The 15,670-nt window shown below is 73.5% G+C and carries 19 protein-coding genes; 12 read left to right on the forward strand and 7 right to left on the reverse strand.

The features are described from left to right. Positions 1 to 7: 7 nt before the first annotated feature. Positions 8 to 385, reverse strand: coding sequence for an STAS domain-containing protein (locus FB388_RS39190; protein WP_170225451.1), 378 nt, complete (start codon positions 383 to 385; stop codon positions 8 to 10). Between the two features lie 434 nt (positions 386 to 819). Between FB388_RS39190 and rsfS the strand changes: the two genes are divergently transcribed. From rsfS to octT, 3 genes are read left to right on the forward strand one after another with little or no spacing between them, the layout of a single operon-like run. Next, positions 820 to 1,224 (forward strand): ribosome silencing factor, encoded by a 405-nt coding sequence (gene rsfS / locus FB388_RS03065; protein WP_142096606.1) that lies wholly within the window; start codon positions 820 to 822, stop codon positions 1,222 to 1,224. Next, positions 1,221 to 1,847 carry a histidine phosphatase family protein gene (locus FB388_RS03070; protein ID WP_142096609.1) on the forward strand — a complete coding sequence of 209 codons (627 nt, stop codon included), beginning with the start codon at positions 1,221 to 1,223 and terminating at the stop codon, positions 1,845 to 1,847. The genes rsfS and FB388_RS03070 overlap by 4 nt, the downstream gene beginning before the upstream one ends. 11 nt (positions 1,848 to 1,858) lie before the next feature. Further along, positions 1,859 to 2,608: a diglucosylglycerate octanoyltransferase gene (gene octT / locus FB388_RS03075; protein WP_142096612.1), complete on the forward strand. Its 750-nt coding sequence runs from the start codon at positions 1,859 to 1,861 to the stop codon at positions 2,606 to 2,608. A 21-nt stretch (positions 2,609 to 2,629) separates the two neighbouring features. On the opposite strand, the gene FB388_RS03080 is transcribed toward octT, so the two are convergent. Then, on the reverse strand, positions 2,630 to 3,085 hold the full coding sequence (locus FB388_RS03080; RefSeq protein WP_211361736.1) for a winged helix-turn-helix transcriptional regulator: 456 nt from the start codon (positions 3,083 to 3,085) through the stop codon (positions 2,630 to 2,632). Positions 3,086 to 3,144: 59 nt separating this feature from the next. On the opposite strand from FB388_RS03080, the gene FB388_RS03085 reads away from it, so the two are divergent. The 7 genes from FB388_RS03085 (at position 3,145) to FB388_RS03115 (ending at position 9,911) form a co-directional block, all read left to right on the forward strand. Continuing rightward, positions 3,145 to 3,669 (forward strand): SRPBCC family protein, encoded by a 525-nt coding sequence (locus FB388_RS03085; RefSeq protein ID WP_142096615.1) that lies wholly within the window; start codon positions 3,145 to 3,147, stop codon positions 3,667 to 3,669. Continuing rightward, entirely contained in the window at positions 3,669 to 4,403 is a 735-nt protein-coding gene (locus FB388_RS03090) for an SDR family NAD(P)-dependent oxidoreductase (protein ID WP_142096618.1), read from the forward strand. The genes FB388_RS03085 and FB388_RS03090 overlap by 1 nt, the downstream gene beginning before the upstream one ends. Before the next feature lie 40 nt (positions 4,404 to 4,443). Continuing rightward, on the forward strand, positions 4,444 to 4,797 hold the full coding sequence (locus FB388_RS03095; protein WP_142096621.1) for a VOC family protein: 354 nt from the start codon (positions 4,444 to 4,446) through the stop codon (positions 4,795 to 4,797). A 46-nt stretch (positions 4,798 to 4,843) separates the two neighbouring features. Next, positions 4,844 to 5,332 (forward strand): winged helix-turn-helix transcriptional regulator, encoded by a 489-nt coding sequence (locus FB388_RS03100; RefSeq protein WP_142096623.1) that lies wholly within the window; start codon positions 4,844 to 4,846, stop codon positions 5,330 to 5,332. An 88-nt stretch (positions 5,333 to 5,420) separates the two neighbouring features. After that, entirely contained in the window at positions 5,421 to 6,266 is an 846-nt protein-coding gene (locus FB388_RS03105; RefSeq protein WP_142096626.1) for a DegV family protein, read from the forward strand. 129 nt (positions 6,267 to 6,395) lie between these two features. Beyond that, a complete protein-coding gene (locus FB388_RS03110; RefSeq protein ID WP_246121540.1) occupies positions 6,396 to 7,376 on the forward strand; it encodes a ComEA family DNA-binding protein in 981 nt (326 codons plus the stop codon). A gap of 144 nt (positions 7,377 to 7,520) precedes the next feature. Further along, a complete protein-coding gene (locus FB388_RS03115) occupies positions 7,521 to 9,911 on the forward strand; it encodes a ComEC/Rec2 family competence protein (RefSeq protein ID WP_246121542.1) in 2,391 nt (796 codons plus the stop codon). Positions 9,912 to 10,162: 251 nt separating this feature from the next. Here the strand turns inward: FB388_RS03115 and FB388_RS03120 are convergent, their stop codons facing one another. From FB388_RS03120 to FB388_RS03130, 3 genes are all read right to left on the reverse strand, one after another. Further along, positions 10,163 to 10,654: a hypothetical protein gene (locus FB388_RS03120; RefSeq protein ID WP_211361737.1), complete on the reverse strand. Its 492-nt coding sequence runs from the start codon at positions 10,652 to 10,654 to the stop codon at positions 10,163 to 10,165. Positions 10,655 to 10,794: 140 nt separating this feature from the next. Beyond that, positions 10,795 to 11,688, reverse strand: a complete 894-nt coding sequence (locus FB388_RS03125) for an oxygenase MpaB family protein (RefSeq protein ID WP_142096631.1) — start codon at positions 11,686 to 11,688, stop codon at positions 10,795 to 10,797. A 341-nt stretch (positions 11,689 to 12,029) separates the two neighbouring features. Next, complete coding sequence (locus tag FB388_RS03130; RefSeq protein ID WP_142096634.1) at positions 12,030 to 12,476, reverse strand: phage holin family protein; 447 nt, start codon at positions 12,474 to 12,476, stop codon at positions 12,030 to 12,032. A gap of 238 nt (positions 12,477 to 12,714) precedes the next feature. On the opposite strand from FB388_RS03130, the gene FB388_RS03135 reads away from it, so the two are divergent. Next, positions 12,715 to 13,725, forward strand: coding sequence for a homocysteine S-methyltransferase family protein (locus FB388_RS03135; RefSeq protein WP_211361738.1), 1,011 nt, complete (start codon positions 12,715 to 12,717; stop codon positions 13,723 to 13,725). Between the two features lie 37 nt (positions 13,726 to 13,762). Here the strand turns inward: FB388_RS03135 and FB388_RS03140 are convergent, their stop codons facing one another. Further along, complete coding sequence (locus tag FB388_RS03140) at positions 13,763 to 14,107, reverse strand: hypothetical protein (protein ID WP_142096637.1); 345 nt, start codon at positions 14,105 to 14,107, stop codon at positions 13,763 to 13,765. 108 nt (positions 14,108 to 14,215) lie between these two features. Between FB388_RS03140 and FB388_RS03145 the strand changes: the two genes are divergently transcribed. Continuing rightward, on the forward strand, positions 14,216 to 14,752 hold the full coding sequence (locus tag FB388_RS03145; protein ID WP_142096640.1) for a peptidoglycan-binding domain-containing protein: 537 nt from the start codon (positions 14,216 to 14,218) through the stop codon (positions 14,750 to 14,752). 55 nt (positions 14,753 to 14,807) lie between these two features. Here the strand turns inward: FB388_RS03145 and FB388_RS03150 are convergent, their stop codons facing one another. Continuing rightward, a complete protein-coding gene (locus FB388_RS03150; RefSeq protein WP_142096643.1) occupies positions 14,808 to 15,455 on the reverse strand; it encodes a response regulator transcription factor in 648 nt (215 codons plus the stop codon). Positions 15,456 to 15,670 lie beyond the last annotated feature (215 nt).

A 15,670-nucleotide genomic window follows, 5' to 3' on the forward strand; every position in this document is an offset into this window, starting at 1 on the left:
GAGCGGCTCAGGCCGCAATGGCCTCGTCGACGGTGCGGAACAGTGACAGCACCTCGTCCAGGCCCATCGTGCGGATCGGACGGATCACCGGCCGGTCCGGGTCGACGACGACCCGCAACGGGGCGCCCAGGTCCTGGCCGTCGTCGTGCAGCGCGACGAGCAGGCCGAGGCCGGAGGAGGAGAGGAAGTCGACGCCCGTGAGGTCGAGGATCACCGGCTGGCGCGCCGATTCCTGCAGCGCAGCGCTCCCGGCCTCCATCAGCCGTCCTCCCGTGCTCAGGTCCACCTCACCGTGCACGACCAGCACCAGGCAACCGTCCCGGTCGTCACGCTCGATCGTCATCAACTGCTCGGCCGGCGGGATCCCGCCGAGTGGGCCGTTCATGCTGGCGCAGCGTACAGCGGTCGGTGTCGCCGTCCTCCGATCGAGGGCCCGCGGTCGTAGCCAGGCGGGTGGACTCGCGCAGGACGCGGTGGGCGAGCGCGACGACGTCGCGGATACCGCGCCGGTCGAGCATCCGCGCGACGTCGCGGGCCGCAGCCGCGGCGACGCCTTCCGGGTGCTCCGCGCTCGTGCCGTCCCTGCCCACAACCGGCTGCGCACGCCCATCGATCGGGGTGCCACCAATGGCCTCGTCGGTCGCCTCGTTGGTTGCAGTCATCAGCCCTCGCAGCCTTGGGACGTCCGCACACCCAGCCCATTCCCGCTCTGCTCGCGCGGCAAACCAGCTCTCGCCGGACCGCGCCCGGGCGCCGCCGAACGGGACTGGGACAATAGACGGAAGCAGGTGGGCGCGACCCGCCGGGGAAGGGGAACGGGTGACGGCGACCGACGACGCCCTCGACATGGCCCGCGTGGCCGTTGCTGCCGCGGCCGACAAGAAAGCGCAGGACATCGTCGTGCTCGACGTGTCCGACCAACTCGTGATCACCGACTGCTTCGTGATCGCCTCGGCGCCGAACGAGCGGCAGGTGCAGGCCATCGTCGACGAGGTCGAGGAGAAGCTGCGGCTCCACGGCGCGAAGCCGACGCGCCGGGAGGGCACCCGGGAGGGACGCTGGGTGCTCCTGGACTTCGTCGACGTCGTGGTGCACGTCCAGCACACCGAGGAGCGCGGCTTCTACGGGCTGGACCGGCTGTGGAAGGACTGCCCGCGGATCGCGTTCCCGGAGGCGGTCGTCGACGTCGAGCCGCCCGTCGACACGACGGGACCGACGGGGTGAGCCTGCGCAGGCTGGTCCTGCTGCGTCACGGTCAGACCGACTTCAACGTCGGCGGCCGCATGCAGGGACATCTCGACTCGATGCTCACGGAGACGGGGGTCGAGCAGGCGACTGCCGTCGCCCCCGAGATCGCCCGGCTGATGCCGGACCGGGTGATCAGCTCGGACCTGCGGCGCGCCGTGGACACCGCCGACCAGGTCGCGGCCGCGTGCGGGCTGCCCGTCAAGTACGACGCCCGGCTGCGGGAGACCCACCTCGGGGACTGGCAGGGCCGCACCGTCGCCGAGATCGAGGACGACTGGCCGGGGGCGATCGCCACCTGGCGCTCGGATCCCTCGTGGGCACCGCCCGGTGGGGAGTCCCGCATCGAGGTGGTGCGCCGCTCGCTGCCGGTCGTCGAGGAGCTGGACGACGAGTACGGCTCCACCGACCCCGACATCACCGTCGTGCTGGTTGCGCACGGCGGCCTGATAGCCGGTCTGGTCTGCGGGCTGCTGGCGCTGCCCGCCAGCGCGTGGCCCGCGATCGGCGGCGTCGGCAACTGCCGGTGGGCGGCGCTCGCGCGCCGGTCCGACCATCCGCGCTGGCGCCTCGCCGGGTACAACGTCGGACTCGGTACCTGACCGGGTCCAGGGTGGACCGCCCAACGCGTTCGACGGCGGTGCTGCTGGTGCTCGGCGACTCGCTCGCCTTCCACGGTCCGGAGCGGCCGGAGCCTGCCGACGAGCCACGGCTGTGGCCCAACGTCGCCGCGGCCGCGCTCGGGGCCAGGGCGGAGATCGTCGCCGGCACCGGCTGGACCGCGCGCCACGCCTGGCACGCGCTGGTCTCCGACCCGCGGGTCTGGGCGGTCCTGCCGGCGGTCGACGCGCTCGTGCTCGGTGTGGGCGGGATGGACACGCTGCCGTCGCCGCTGCCCACCGCGGTGCGGGAGCTGATCCCGGTGCTGCGGCCGGACGGCCTGCGTCGTCGCGCCCGGGCGGCGTACCTGCGCGCGCAGCCCGTGCTCGCCAGCACCTTCGCCACCGTCCTGCCGGGCGGCGGGCCGGTGGCGCTGCCGCCGCGGCTCACCGTGCAGTACCTGGAGCGGTGCCGCAGCGCCGTGCTCGCGGTCCGTCCCGGTCTGCCCGTCGTGGCCGTCCTGCCGCCGCCGCACCGCGCCGAGTGCTACGCGTCGGTGCACCCCGGGCGGCTCCGGGCAGAGCTGGCCACCCGGAGGTGGGCGGAGGCGTCCGGGGTGACCCTCCTGGACCTGCCCGCGCTCGTCACCGACCACGTGCTCGGCGGCCACGGCAACCCGGACGGGATGCACTGGGGCTGGGACGCGCACGCGGCGGTCGGTGCGGCGTGCGCGCGGTTGCTGGAGGCCGCCCGAGCCGGTTGACGAGCGCGTGCCCCCGAGTCGTCACCGCAGGGCTCCGGGCCCGATCACAGCTTCGATCTCGGCCGGGTCGTCGACGCTGCCGCAGTGGGCGCACGTCGTCTGCTGGCTGACTCCGGTGCCGCACACGGAGTGGACGTAGCGGGTCGGCGGTGCTCCGTCCGTCACCCAGCGGTCGCCCCATTCGGCGAGCGCGACCACCGCGTGCGCGAGCGCGCGCCCCTTGCCGGTCAGCAGGTACTCGTACAGTTCGGGCTGCTCCGAGTACGTGTGGCGCCGCATGATCCCGGCCGCCACGAAACCGTCGAGCCGGGTCGCGAGGACGTTGGTCGCGATGCCCAGGCTGCGCTGGAAGTCGCTGTAGCGGGTCGCCCCCGTGAACAGCGCGTCGCGAACGATCAACAGGCTCCAGCGTTCGCCGACCACCTCGAGGGTGCGCGCGACCGAACACACCTGCGAGTCGTAGGTCTTCCCCAGCACGAACGCCAGAGTAGACGGGCCACTTGCGTCATGCCAGTGCTTCACCTAGGTTGACTTGCATGACACAAGTTGACCGGAAGCAGAACTACACCAGCACCTTCTCGGTGGAACGCACACCGCAGGAGGCGTTCGAGGCCATCACCAACGTCCGCGGTTGGTGGTCGGAAGAGGTCGAGGGCGTCACCGACCAGGTCGGCGGCGAGTTCGACCACCACTTCAAGGACGTCCACCGATGCCGGATCCGCGTCACGGAGCTCGTGCCCGGCCGGAAGGTCGCATGGCGCGTTCTCGACAACTACTTCAACTTCATCACCGACCAGGCCGAATGGAAGGACACGGAGATCGTCTTCGACATCTCGGAGACGGACGGCGGGGCGGAGGTCCGTTTCACCCACGTCGGCCTGGTTCCGCAGTACGAGTGCTACGACGTGTGCTCCAACGCGTGGAGCGGCTACCTCGACGGCAGCCTGCGCAACCTGATCAACACGGGGGAGGGGCAACCCAACCCCCGCGAGAACGGGGACGCCCCCGCCCACCAGGACGCCGCCTCCGTGGTGCGCGCCGCCAAGGCGAGCCACGTCTGATGGCCGCGGTCGAAGGCAAGATCATCCTGATCACGGGCGCCAACCGAGGCATCGGACGAGCGCTGCTGGAGGAGGTTCTGCGCAGGGGGGCCCGGCAGGCGTACGCGGCCACGCGCGAACCGTTCGCCCATCCGGACGAGCGAGTCGTGCCCCTGCGGCTCGACGTCACCGACGCGACGCAGGTGCAGCAGGCCGCCCGGACGGTCTCCTCGCTCGACGTCCTCGTCAACAACGCCGGCGTGGCGCTGTACGACGGTCTCGAGGACCGCGCCGTGCTCGAACACCACCTCGCCGTCAACCTCCTCGGCGTGCACGGCGTCACACAGGCGTTCCTGCCCCACCTGACCCGTTCCCGTGGCGCCGTGGTCAACAACCTGGCCGTGGGGGCAGTCGCCCCGCTGCCGTTCATCGCGTCCTACTCGATCTCGAAGGCGGCCGCGTTCTCGCTGACACAGGTGCAGCGGGCACTCCTCGCCGACCGAGGCATCCGGGTCCACGCCGTCCTCACCGGCCCGACCGAAACCGACATGTCCCGCGACTTCGACGCCCCGAAGGCGTCGCCGGAGTCGGTCGCACGAGCCGTCTTCGACGGCGTGGAGAACCAGGAGGAAGACATCTTCCCCGACTCCCTGTCGCGGGTCATGGCCGCCGGTTGGCAGAGCAGTCCGGCCAAGGCGCTGGAGCGCGAGTACGCGGCCATCGCGGCAGGCGAGCGCGCCGGAACAGTCCCGTGAACGACCGACACATCCGTTCCGTACGACAAGGAGATCCTCGATGATCACGCCGAAGCCGGGCAGCATCGTCCTGGGCACCACGCGACCCACCGAACTGCGCGACTGGTACCGCCGGGCCCTCGCGCCCGGCGCCGCTGAAGAAGGCCCGATCGACCTCGGCGGCTTCCTGCTGGTCATCGAGCAGCGTGACGACGTCGACGCGAAGAACGGCGAGCCGGGCCGGATGATCCTGAACTTCCACGTCGACGACTTCGACGCCGTCGAAGCGCAGCTGCTGGAGGCCGGCGTGGAGTGGGTCACCCCAGCGGACGACCGCCCGTCCGGGCGCTTCGGGACCTTCGCCGACCCGGACGGGAACTACCTCCAGATCATCCAGTTCACGCAGCGCCCGTAGGGCCCGAACCGCTTTCGTCATACCAGCGGCGCGGTAGGATCGGGACATGCTCGGAAAGACCTACGACTCGCAGGTCTGCTCCATCGCGCGTGCCCTGGAGCTGGTCGGGGAACGGTGGAGCCTGCTGATCGTTCGCGACGCGTTGTTCGCCGGCACGACGCGCTACGTCGAGTTCCAGCGGCGACTCCGGATCGCGACGAACATCCTGCAGAGCCGCCTCGACGGGTTCGTCGACGCGGGGATCATGCAGCGGCGGTCGAGGTCGTCGGCTGGGCCGGAGTACGTGCTGACCGACAAGGGGCGCGACCTCGCCCCCGTCCTCATCGCGCTCACCCACTGGGGCGATCGGTGGGCCGCCCCCGACGGCCCACCGATCCGCTACGTCCACGAGACGTGCGGGGCACCCGTGACCATGGACATCACCTGCGCTTCCTGCGGGACCGTCGTCGGCACCGACGAGGTGCTCGCCCAGCCCGGTCCCGGCATGCCCGCCGAGTACCTCGAGCGCATGACCGCCCTCCGAGCCGCTCGCTGAGGCCTCGTCGGTGATCGCGTGCTCCCCGGCACCGACCGGGGCAACGATCACCGAACGGCGACTTGCGTAGGCGCTAGGCTCCCGCGTCGTGCCCGTCGCCGTCGTCACCGACTCCACCTCGTACCTCCCCGAGGGCGTGGCGGAGGACCGCGGGATCAGGGTCGTCGCGCTCGAGGTCCGGCTCGGCGGCCGCGTCGGCCGCGAGGGCATCGACATCGACGCCGCCGAGCTGTCCACCGCGCTCGCTGATCGGCACCTCGACGTGCAGACGTCCCGGCCGACACCTGCGGAGTTCAGCGCGTCCTACCACGCCGCGTTCGCCGCCGGAGCCGACGAGGTGGTGTCGGTGCACCTGTCGCGGGAGCTATCCGGCACGTGGGACTCGGCGCGGCTCGCGGCCGAGGAGTTCGGTCCCCGCGTGCACGTTGTCGACTCCCGGTCGACCGGAATGGGGCTGGGCTTCGCGGTGCTGGCCGCGGCGGAGGCCGCGCAGGAGGGGGCGCCGGGGAGCGAGGTCGCGGCCGCCGCGGAGGCCGTCGCGGCGCGGTGCCGCCTGTTCTTCTCCGTCGAGACGCTCGACCGCCTCCGCCGCGGCGGGCGGATCGGGGCCGCGGCAGCACTGGTCGGCACCGCTCTGGCGGTGAAGCCCCTGCTGCACGTCGCGCAGGGACGCATCGTGCCCCTGGAGAAGGTCCGCACCACGGCCCGCGCCGCCCAGCGGCTCGTGGAGCTCGCCGTGAAGGCGGCGGGGGACGGCCCGGTCGACCTCGCGGTGCACCACCTCGCGGCGGCCACGCGCGCCGAGGAGGTCGCCGCCAAGCTGCGGGAGCGGCTGCCCCACGTGGCCCGGCTGCTCGTGTCGGAGGTCGGAGCCGTGATCGGCGCGCACGTCGGGCCCGGCCTGCTCGGTGTGGTCGTGGTGCCGAAGGGCTGAGCCCACCGAGGGCACGCGGCACCGACGGTCCTTCCCGTCGCCCGGCGAGTTGTCCACCTCGCGCACCGGCCATCCACAGCTCGCCACGACATCCGCCCATCGCGCTTCCGCCGACCTAGCGTCGGCCCCATGACGCGATCCGAATCCCCCGTCCTGCCCGCGTCGCCCGAACCCGAGCGGGTGCCTTCGGCGGGCGTGCTCGGGCTCGGCGGGGTCTGGCCGCCGCCACCGGGAAGGCCGAACCGCCTCGACCCGCCCACCGTGCCGGACCTGCTGGCCGGCATGCCCGAGGCGCAGCCGCGGGCGGGCCCGCGCCGGTCGCGGGAGCGTGTCGCCCCCGACGAGGAGCGCCACGACATCGGAGCGGACGATCCGTTCGCGGCCCCGCCCGAGCCGTTCGGTCGCGTCGGTACCGCGCTGCGGCGGCTGGCGCCCGCGTCGTGGCGCGGGGCGCGCGTCGACCCCGGCCGGCCCGGTGCCACCGCGCTCGCGCTCGTAGCGGCGGTGGCCGCCGTGGCGGCGGCCGTGGGGGTCTGGTTCGAGCGGCCGCGGGCCGAGCCCGTGCCCGAGTTGCCTGCGGTCACCGTGTCCGCTGCCGAGACCGCAGCGCCTGCGGCACCGCTTCCGGCGGCCGCCACCACCGCCGAAGCCCCCACCGCGCCACCGGCCCCGCTCGTGGTGAACGTGTCGGGCAAGGTCCACCGGCCCGGCCTGGTGGAGGTGCCGGAGGGCGCCCGCGTCGCCGACGTGCTCGACGCAGCAGGCGGCGCACTCCCGGGCACCGACCTGTCCGCGCTCAACCTGGCGCGCCGCGTCGCCGACGGCGAGCAGGTCGCGGTGGGAGTCCCGGCCGCGCCGGACGCGGCTCCGGTTCCGGCTCCCGGCGCCCCACCGTCGGCGCCCACCGGCGCTCGCACCGGCAAGGTCGACCTCAACGCCGCCACCGTCGAACAGCTGGACGCCCTGCCCGGGGTGGGCCCCGTCATGGCCCAGCGGATCCTCGAGTGGCGCAACCGGCACGGCCGGTTCACGCGCGTGGAACAGCTGCGGGAGATCGAGGGCATCGGAGAGCGCCGGTTCGCGCAGCTGAGGGAGATGGTGGCGGTGTGAGGCCGCAGTACCCGCGTCCGGGGGGACCGACAGTTCGAGGGGGATGGCGTGCGAATGGGGCGAGTTGTCCACCTCGGGGTCCGGTCATCCACAGGTTCGCTCCGCCCCACCACGACGTCTTCAGCTGCTCATGGCGTCGAACCCGTGACGCTCCTCGTCCCCCCGCCTGCCGCCGACCTCGATCCGCCGCGGCCGCCCGACCTGCGGTTGGTGCCGGCAGCGCTCGCGGTGTGGGCGGTCGTGCTGCTGGGCATCGGGCTCGGCCCGGTCGCGGCGGTGGTCGTCCTGGTCGCGTGCGCGCTGCTCGTCGGGTCCACGGTGGCGCGGCGGCGTGGAGCGGCGTGGGTGCTCGCCGCCGGCGGCTGCGCGGGAGCGGCCGCGCTCGTGGTCGCCGCACACGCCCTGATGGTCGAGCGGCACCCGCTCCGGGGTCCGGCCGAACGAGGCGCTGCCGCGACGTTGCGGGTCACCGTCTCCGACGACCCGCGGCCGATCCGGGGCACCGGCTACGGGGCGCGGCCCGGCGAGGCGGGCCAGGTGCTCGTGCCGGCGGTGCTGGAGCGGGCGGAGGTCGGCGCCGGCGGCTGGGTGGTGGGCGGCCGGCTGCTGCTGATCGCGCCCGCCGGCGAGTGGGCCACGCTGCTCCCCGGCCAGGCCGCCACCGCTCAAGGGCTGCTCGCGCCGGCGAGCCGCCGGGATCTCACGGTCGCAGTTCTGCGGGTCCGGGGCCCGCCGGGGGAGGTCGCGGCGCCGCCGTGGTGGCAACACGCGGCCGGCGGGCTTAGGACCGGATTGCGGGAGGCCGCGCAGGTGCTGCCGGCCGCGCCGGGCGGGCTGCTCCCGGGGCTGGCGGTCGGCGACACGAGCCGGCTCACAGCCGAGGTCGAGGCCGACTTCCGGGCGGCGGGGCTCAGCCACCTGCTGGCGGTGTCCGGTGCGAACCTCGCGATCGTCGCCGGTGCGGTGCTCGCGCTGCTGCGCCTGCTGCGGGCCGACCCCCGACTGGCCGCCGCGGTCAGTGCGGCCGCGGTGCTGGGGTTCGTGGTGCTCGCCCGGCCGTCGCCGAGCGTCGTGCGGGCGGCGGCGATGGCGGGCGTCGTGCTGCTCGCGCTGGCGATGGGGCGTGGGCGATCCGCGGTTCCCGCGCTGGCGGCAGCGGTGCTGGTGCTGCTGCTGGTCGATCCTGCACTCGCCGTCGACCCGGGGTTCGCGTTGTCCGTGCTCGCCACCGCCGCGCTGGTCCTGCTCGCGCCGGGCTGGTCGACCGCGCTGCAGCACTGCGGCGTGCCGCGGTGGGTGGCGGAGGCGCTCACCGTGCCCGCGGCCGCGTTCCTCGCCACCGCGCCGCTGGTCGCGGGGCTGAACGCGCAGGTGAGCCCCGTCGCGATCGTCGCCAACCTGCTCGCGGTGCCCGCCGTCGCCCCGGCCACCGTGCTGGGTGTGCTCGCCGCGGTGCTCTCGCCGCTGGGTCCGTTGCCGGCACAGGCGTGCGCGTGGCTGGCCGGGCCCGCCCTCTGGTGGCTGGTGCTGGTGGCCGACCGGGCCGCGGCCGTGCCGGGCGCGGTGCTCGACTGGCCGGGCGGGCTACCGGGCGCGGTGCTGCTGGGCCTGCTGGTGCTGGGGTTGCTGTTGTTCGGCCGGTCCCCGCGTTGGCGGGCGCTGCTCTGCGCCGTCGCGCTCGGGCTCGCGCTCGTGCTGGTGCCCACGCGCTTCGCGCCGCCGGGATGGCCGCCGCCCGGATGGGCGATGGTCGCCTGCGACGTCGGGCAAGGGGATGCCATCGTCCTCGCCACGGGCCGGCCCGGCTGGGTCGTGCTGGTCGACGCCGGCCCGGACGACGGCCCGGTCGACGCATGCCTCGACCGGCTCGGCGTGCAGGGGATCGCCCTGGTCGTGCTCAGCCATCTGCACGCCGACCACGTCGGCGGTCTGGCCGGCGCGCTGCGCGACCGCGCGGTCGCAGGCGTCGCGGTCGGGCCCGTGCGCGAGCCGGGGTGGGCGTTGCGGGACGTGGCCGGCACGGCGGGCGGCACCGGCGTGCCGCTCGTCGCGCTCACTGCCGGCAGGCGGTTGGAATGGCCTGCGCTCACGCTCGACGTGATCGGGCCGCAGCACCCCGCCGCGTTCGTCGACGGTGACGACGGCACCGCGGTCAACGACGGCTCGCTGGTGCTGCGGGCCCGCACCGCAGCCGGCACGGTGCTGCTCACCGGCGACGTGGAGCTCGCCGCGCAGACCGACCTGCTCGCGTCCGGCGCCGACCTGCGTGCCGACGTCCTGAAGATGCCGCATCACGGCAGCCGCTACACGTCGGTGGAGTTCCTCAACGCGGTGTCCCCGCGCGCGGTGCTGGTCAGCGTCGGCGCCGGCAACCGCTACCGCCACCCCGATCCCGGCCTGATCGGCGGCCTGGAGCGGGCCGGTGCCACCGTCCGGCGCACCGACACGGCCGGCGACATCGCCCTGGTGGGGCGGCGCGCCGAGGAGGATTTGGAGGTCGTCTCGCGTGGTTCCCCGTTGCCGGCGCCGCGATGAGGCGGGGGAGCACATGAGAACGCGTCATCATCGTGATGGCCCTGTCAGACCACGGTGACCGCGGAGCGGTTCCCGCGGCATCATGTTCATCCAGTACTGCCTGGGCGGCGCGGGGCCACGGCCGGCTCGCTGACTCTCCCTTGAGGCGCAGCTGGCGAGATCGACGCTTCCCCGCACCGCCACGCCCGCGAGTCGCGGTCGACAGTGGTGGGCCCCGACCCGTGTGGGTCGGGGCCCAACGGGCGGGGGGCTCACCGGATGTAGGCGCCTCGGCTGGCGGCGTAGGCGGCGCCTGCGACGAGGCTGCCGATCGCCATGCCGATCACCAGGTTGATCACCCCGGCGGCCAGCGCGGCGGCCACCGGAAGTCCGGTGGTGAGCGGGAGCACGGCCGCGGCGGCGGTGGCCAGCCCGACGATCCAGCCCAGGTAGGCCATCGGGCGTGGGGTCGAGACCAGCAGCAGGTGGGCGAGTCCGGTGGCGACCAGGGCTGCGATCGCCGCGATCGTGCACAGCAGCACCGCGGCCGAGGAGGTGTGCAGGGCCGCGGCCAGCGGGATCTGCGGCAGGTTGGTGGCGAGCACCCGCAGCACCAGCACGCCGACCAGGCCGATCAGTGCGGCGACCACGGCGGTGGCCAGCCCGCCGGTCCACAGCCGGGCGGCGTCCAGGACGGGGCGGGGGGCGGTGACCGGCGCGAACGGGTCGGTGGGGCGGTCGGCGGTGTAGGTCGTGGTGGACATGGCGCGTGCTACCTTTCTCCGGTCTACCGGGGTGTCTCCCCGATGCCTTCGACGATCCCGCCACCGCGGCGTCCGCGCAGTCGGCTTCACGGCCGATGTGGTGGAGGACCGACTGTCCCCCGACCGACCGACAGCGGAGGTCAGCCCTCCGTCCGGATGAAGACGTCCTTGGTCTCGGTTAAGGCCCTGCTGCCGGCGGCGATGGCCGGACGTTTTCGCGGTCGATCATGCACGAGCCGGCGGGCCCGCTCGATCTCCGGCGGGGCGGGCGCGTCGGGCAGCAGGCCGGTGGCGAGCCGGAGGGCGCGCAGGGTGATCGTGGCGCCGAGGTCGGTGGTCGGGATCCCGGGCAGCCCGTACATCCGCCGGGCCCACCGGGGGAGCGTCGCCATCGCGAGTGTGGCGAGCGCCGGGACCGCCACCTTCGTGGTGGTGGGCGCCTGGCTGCGCGGCGCGAACATTCCGCCGACGGCCGTGCGCGCCTCGTCGGTGAGCGTGAGCACCGGCCTGGTGCGCCGCATGTATTCCCGCATCTCGGCGCGAGAGGCCGGCGCATCAGGCAGCCCCATGACACGCGCGGCGCGCACGCTCTCGGCCAGGTACTGCTCGGCCTCGCCGTCGTCGATCACACCTGCCCGGAGAGCGATGTCGGTGTAGGAGTCGATCTCAGCGCAGTGCACCCACAGCAGGTAGGCCGGCTCGTCGATGCGGAACGTCTCGCCGGTGTCCGGATCGTAGCCGCGCAGCGCGGCGTGCAGCCTGCGTACCCGCGCCGCGGCCCGCTCGACGTCGGCCGTAGAGCCGAACGTGCGCACGCCGACGAACTCGACGGTCCGTTGGAAGCGCGACCTCGCCCGGCGCGGGTCGAACAAAGCCGAGTTCTGGTACGTCGCCCGGATCACGCGGGGGTGCAGTGACTGCAGCAGCAGCGCGCGGAACCCGCCGACCCAGAGCACGGGTTCGAGGTGCACGCGCCACGTGACGGAGTCGGGCCCGAACAGGCCATCGTCAGGGCAGGTTCTGCGTCCGGTCACGGCGCTCCCGGTGGTCCGGGGCGGCGGGGTTCCCACCGCAGGTCCGTCCAGCACAGCACCATCCGCACCGTCCTTCTAGGGGCGGATCGGTTGACGCGGGGGATCACCGTGAAGCTGGCACGTGACGTTACGTGTGGCGGCAGCGCACAGGTCCGCGCGAAGCTCGACGCAGCACGGGAGCGGCACACCGGCCGCGCCGACGACATCGCCACACAGCTCGTCATCACTGAGGCGGTCGCGCAGGACCTCGTCGATGGCGACCTGGCCGGCCCCGGCCACCCAGGCCCTGGGCAGCCGGCTCGACCGGTCATCCCCGCGGTTCGATCGGCCGCCTCGGTGGTTCAGCTCGGCATCACCTCACGGATCTCCTCGCGCAGCTCGTCGAGTGCCCGCTCCGGAATGAGCGGCAACGCACGCCGGATCTCCGCGAGGCCTGCCGCGGCGAGCACTCCGGCGGCGGCGGCGAAAACGACCGTCGCGACCGTGGCCGCCATCGTCGGGGGGAGAACCTTCTCCAGCATCCGCAGAATCATCACAGTGGAGGCGCCTGCGGCCAACGCGCCGAGCACCACGGCGACACCGAGCAACAGCACCCCCTCAGAGGCCACGCGCGCCTTGCCGGCCAACTCCTCCTGCGCGGTGCGCAGCTCCTGCTGGAGCAGCTCGCGCACGTCGTCGACGAAGCCGCGGATCACCTCGGTGCCGGGGCTCTCGGTGCTGGGGCTCTTGGGTCGACCGGACCCTCCGGCGGGGCTGCCCGCCGATCCGCGCGGTCGTGAGGTCGTCATGAAGGTCTCCTCGGTTCCCTGCGTCGGCGGGTCGCTCCGGCCGGAGCTGCGCTTGCGCGTTGGGTGTGCCCGCCTTTGCCGTCGACGAACCGGGCTGTGCCGCGCCAGCGGCTCGTCCCTGCGCCCGTCCCACGGGTGTTGCTGGTCGACGTACGCCGGGACCTCGAACGGACGAGTTCGACGGTCAGAGCGCTGTCATCGGACCGACCGCTGCGCGAACCGCCGCGACGACAGCGGCGTGACAGGGCGCCGACAGCGCTCGCGTCGAGAGTGGGTTCGTCAGATCTCGACCAGCAGTGGAGCCGCAATGAGCACATACCGGCACGCGTTGCCTCAGCTGTCCGACCGGGTCTTCCTGACCGACGGCGGCATCGAGACGTCGCTCATCTACGACCAGGGCATGGAACTGCCCCACTTCGCCGCCTTCGTCCTGCTCGACGACGAGGCCGGGCGCGCCGCGCTCCGCCGCTATTTGCAGCCGTATCTGTCCATCGCACGCGACGCCGGTCTGGGCCTTGTTCTGGAGTCCGCGACGTGGCGGGCCAACCGCGACTGGGGCGAGCGGTTGGGCTACTCGCGGAACGCACTCGCGGACGTGAATCGCGCCGCCGTCGAGCTGCTGGGGAAGCTGCGTGGCGAGTACGCGACGGCGGACGGTCCGGTAGTGCTCAGCGGTTGCATCGGCCCTCGAGACGACGGTTACCAGCCGGAATCGCTCATGACTGCTTCGCAGGCGGAGGAGTACCACACCGAGCAGGTGGCCACCTTCCAGATGACGGACGCCGACCTGGTCACCGCGATCACGATGACGCACACAGGTGAGGCGATCGGCATCGCGCGGGCCGCGCAGGCGCACGGCCTCCCCAGCGTCATTTCGTTCACGGTCGAGACCGACGGTCGGCTGCCCTCCGGGGAGACGCTGGAGGAGGCGATCAAGACGGTGGACGAGGAGACTGCATCCGCGCCGGCGTACTACATGGTCAACTGTGCGCACCCGACGCACGTGGACACGACCCTCATCGCCGGGGAGTCCTGGAACGCGCGCGTCCGCGGATTGCGAGCCAACGCCTCGACGATGAGCCACGCCGAGCTGGACGTCGCCGAGGAGCTGGACACCGGCGACATCGAAGATCTCGGAGCGCGCTACGCCGCGCTTCGCGAGAAGCTGCCGCGGCTGACCGTGCTGGGCGGTTGCTGCGGCACCGACGCCCGGCACATCGATGCCATTCGTCGGCACTGCATCGCCTGACGCCCGGCCGAGGTCGAGGGCTCCGCGCCCCTGCCGGCTACGGCGAAGGCCCGGTCGGTTCCCCGTGCCGCGCGGCGGCCATGATCGTTCGGCGGGCCAGGGAGACGACGTCGTCGAAGCCGAGTGCGGCACCCTCCGCCAGGGTCGCCTCAGCGGTCTGCTCACCGAGCCGGGCGGTAAGGGCCGCGATGCTGCTCGTAGGCGGCCCTCGTCGCCCAGCAGCATGTAGGTCCGCGTCGCCGAGCTCGTCCCACTCCGTCATGACCCGTTCGAACTCCGTGAGTGCGGCGTGCGGCGGCCCGCGGCGGGCGGCCGGCGCCACCGCCCGAACGAGGCCGGAGCCCGCTGTAGCCGACACGCGTGTCCACCCGTCGGTGGACACCGGCTTCAACCTCGGCACGGCCTGCCCGGTGGACGGTGCGCGCGCCGCGTGAGCGGCACCGTAGAGGCATCGGGGAAGCGCCCCGGGAGAAGCATCCAGGAGATCATCATGAACACCACGACCACCACCGCCACCGACGTCCAGCAGCCCGGCCAGCAGCCCGAGCGGCGCAGCTCCGGCGCCCGCACCGTGGGGATCGCCGTCGGGTGCGCCGTCGTCGGCGCGGCCGTCACCGCGGGCCTCGTGCTGGGCCTCGGCGGCCTGACCGCCGGCGCAGCCCCGTCGAGCCCCTCGTCCGCCGGCCAGGGCGGCGGGTACTCCGCCGGTTTCACGCCGAGCGGCGGACACGTCGAGGTCCCGTCCGCGCCCGCGGGTGCTCCCTCTCACCACCACGTGGTCCCGAACCCGCCCGCGCCGCCGAAGCCACCGGCTCCCTCCGCCGCGGTCTCGACACTGCAGCGGGAGCTGGGCCAGCTCAACTACTACGAGGGCCCGGTCAGCGGGGTCATGAACAGCCAGACCACGCAGGCCATCACCTACCTGCAGCGCGACGCCGGCCTGCCGCAGACGGGCACCATGAACGCCGCGACCGAGCAGGCGCTGGTCCAGTTCCTCGCGCACGGCAACAACCAGATGGCGTCCTGACCGGCCATCCCGACCACTGGCCCGCACCGGAGACGGCGCGGGCCTCGGCCATGCGCTACTCCAGCAGCCCGCGGCGCATCGCCTCGGCCACGGCCGCTGCCCTCTCCGAGACACCGAGCTTCTCGTACAGGCGCTGCGTGTGGGTCTTGACGGTGCTCACCCCGATGAAGAGCTCCGCCGCGACCTGCGGCATCGTCAGTCCCCGGGCGAAGCCCTGCAGGACCTGCCGTTCCCGCTCGCTGAGCACCGGTCCCCGCGCCTGCGCACGCATCCGGATCTCCCCCGCGAGCCCCGCCGCCATCTCCGCCGGGACCACCGTGCGGCCCCGCGCGACGTCCAGCACCGCCTCGACGATCTCCGATCGGCGGGCGTCCTTCGACAGGTACCCGGCCGCGCCTTCCTGGAGCGCCTGGAACACGACCGGGCCGTCCGTGTGGGCCGACAGCAGCAGGATCCGCGTCGGGAGCTGGTCGCGGACGGTCGCGCGAACCACGCCCAACCCGTCGACGCCGGGCATCTCGTAGTCGACGAGGGCGACGTCGGGCCGCTCGGTCCGGATCGCTTCGAGGGCCGCCCTGCCGTCCTCGGCCTCGGCGACCACGCGTATGCGGCCGCTCATGGTGAGCCCGCGGGTGACGCCGTCGCGGAAGAACGGGTGGTCGTCGGCGACGACCACCCGCACCAGGGCGTCGGTCGAACCCATCGCGGTCAGGCTAGCGCCCCGTCCAGGAAGGTTGGTGCGTAAATCGGTGGATCCAGGCGTTCGCTCGCAAGGCGCCGGTCTGCCCTCGTACCGGGCGTACTCGGGCAGGCCGGCAACGCCGCGAGCGGGCACCTGGGCCGCCGAGTTACGTGGTGAACCTTCCTGGACGGGGCGCTAGGGACGCCGGACCGGCTCCGGTGCCACCATTGGCAGGC

The organism is Pseudonocardia cypriaca (assembly GCF_006717045.1).
GTDB classification, from domain to species: Bacteria; Actinomycetota; Actinomycetes; order Mycobacteriales; family Pseudonocardiaceae; genus Pseudonocardia; species Pseudonocardia cypriaca.

What these genes read in the sequence shown, in the direction of transcription:
- FB388_RS03120 (WP_211361737.1), bottom strand. Translation starts at nt 10,654, where the DNA reads ATGTCCACCACGACCTACACCGCCGACCGCCCCACCGACCCGTTCGCG.
- FB388_RS03145 (WP_142096640.1), top strand. Translation starts at nt 14,216, where the DNA reads ATGAACACCACGACCACCACCGCCACCGACGTCCAGCAGCCCGGCCAG.
- FB388_RS03095 (WP_142096621.1), top strand. Translation starts at nt 4,444, where the DNA reads ATGATCACGCCGAAGCCGGGCAGCATCGTCCTGGGCACCACGCGACCC.
- FB388_RS03110 (WP_246121540.1), top strand. Translation starts at nt 6,396, where the DNA reads ATGACGCGATCCGAATCCCCCGTCCTGCCCGCGTCGCCCGAACCCGAG.
- FB388_RS03090 (WP_142096618.1), top strand. Translation starts at nt 3,669, where the DNA reads ATGGCCGCGGTCGAAGGCAAGATCATCCTGATCACGGGCGCCAACCGA.
- FB388_RS03130 (WP_142096634.1), bottom strand. Translation starts at nt 12,476, where the DNA reads ATGACGACCTCACGACCGCGCGGATCGGCGGGCAGCCCCGCCGGAGGG.
- FB388_RS03150 (WP_142096643.1), bottom strand. Translation starts at nt 15,455, where the DNA reads ATGGGTTCGACCGACGCCCTGGTGCGGGTGGTCGTCGCCGACGACCAC.
- FB388_RS03100 (WP_142096623.1), top strand. Translation starts at nt 4,844, where the DNA reads ATGCTCGGAAAGACCTACGACTCGCAGGTCTGCTCCATCGCGCGTGCC.
- FB388_RS39190 (WP_170225451.1), bottom strand. Translation starts at nt 385, where the DNA reads ATGAACGGCCCACTCGGCGGGATCCCGCCGGCCGAGCAGTTGATGACG.
- FB388_RS03085 (WP_142096615.1), top strand. Translation starts at nt 3,145, where the DNA reads ATGACACAAGTTGACCGGAAGCAGAACTACACCAGCACCTTCTCGGTG.